This window comes from Polaromonas sp. P1_E3 (assembly GCF_056405935.1).
Genome location: NZ_JBFUBD010000562.1, coordinates 1 through 1,449, shown reverse-complemented (window position 1 = coordinate 1,449; position 1,449 = coordinate 1). Strand labels below are relative to the sequence as shown.

The following is a 1,449-nucleotide window of genomic DNA, read 5'->3' as shown; positions in this document are numbered from 1 at the left end:
GCGGCAGGATCAGAAACAGCAAGACAAACGTCAGCGCTACCGTGATCAGCGTGTAGCGTACCCACGGGGATTCGGTCGTACCGGACGCGACACGGCGAACAGGTTGATTCAAGGGGCCGCTCATGCTGGGGCTCCCGCGTTGCGCCGCTGCCATGCTTGTAATCCGTTGATGACCAGCAAGAGCACGAACGACACCAGCAGCATCACCACCGCCACCGCAGTCGCACCGGCATAGTCATATTGCTCCAGCTTGCCGATGATGATGAGGGGTGTGATTTCAGAAACCATGGGCATGTTGCCGGCGATGAAAATGACCGAACCGTATTCCCCAATTGCCCGCGCAAAAGCCATCGCGAAGCCGGTCAGCAAGGCCGGCGTGATGTGCGGCAGGATGACCTTGGTAAAAATCTGCAGGCGTGTGGCGCCCAGCGAGGTGGCGGCTTCTTCGAGTTCTTTCTCGGCGTCTTCCAGCACCGGCTGCACCGTGCGCACCACAAACGGCAGGCCGATGAAGATCAGCGCAATCACCACACCGGCGGGCGTGAACGCCAGCTTGATGCCCATGGGCTCAAGGTACTGGCCGATCCAGCCGTTGCCGGCCAGCAAGGCCGTGAGCGAAATTCCGGCCACGGCCGTCGGCAGCGCAAAGGGCAAGTCCACCAGCGCGTCGACGATCTTTTTGCCCGGGAATTTGTAGCGCACCAGCACCCAGGCCAGCAGCAGACCAAACACCAGGTTCACCAATGCGGCGATCAGCGATGCGCCGAACGTGAGGCGATAAGACGCCAGCACGCGCGGCGACGTGACTGCGGTGACGAACTGGTCCCAGCTCAGCGTGAAGGTTTTGAAAAACAGCGCCGAGATCGGGATCAGCACGATCAGGCTGAGGTACAGCACGGTGTAACCCAGCGTCAGGCGGAAACCGGGCAATACCCGCCTGGCGGCGCGTTTGCTACCCGCAGGCACACCCGGCACCACCGCGGAAGGCGGCGCCACAGAAGACAAGGCAGTCATGATGGTGCTGTTTACTTGACGGTGTACAGCTTGTCGAACTGCCCGCCGTCGTTGAAGTGCACTTTTTGCGCTTCACCCAGGCTGCCAAATACGTCTTGCACCGTAAAGAGCTGCAGCGGCTTGAAGGTGCTGGCGTATTTTTTCAGGATGGTTTGCGAACGTGGGCGCAAGGCATGGCGTGCGGCAATCTCCTGGCCTTCGTCTGAATAGAGATAGTTCAGGTAGGCCTTGGCCAGCTCAGCCGTGCCTTTTTTAGCCACGGTACGCTCTACCACCGCCACCGGGTTTTCCGCCAGGATGCTGATGGATGGGTAGACCGCGTCCACCTTGCCTTCGCCAAACTCCTTGTTCACTGACAGCACTTCAGACTCAAAAGTGATCAGCACATCGCCGATATTGCGTTGCAGGAACACGGTGGTCGCATCGCGCCCGCCC

Annotated in this window: 2 protein-coding genes; both read right to left on the bottom strand. The window is 60.1% G+C overall.

Annotated features, from left to right (window positions below; translation table 11 throughout):
- Nucleotides 1-120: 120 nt before the first annotated feature.
- Nucleotides 121-1,014 carry a sulfate ABC transporter permease subunit CysT gene (gene cysT, locus AC1D0Z_RS21700; RefSeq protein ID WP_477660219.1) on the bottom strand — a complete coding sequence of 298 codons (894 nt, stop codon included), beginning with the start codon at nt 1,012-1,014 and terminating at the stop codon, nt 121-123.
- 11 nt (nt 1,015-1,025) lie between these two features.
- Nucleotides 1,026-1,449: sulfate ABC transporter substrate-binding protein (locus AC1D0Z_RS21695; RefSeq protein ID WP_477660218.1), on the bottom strand; the 424-nt coding region annotated here is incomplete at its 5' end.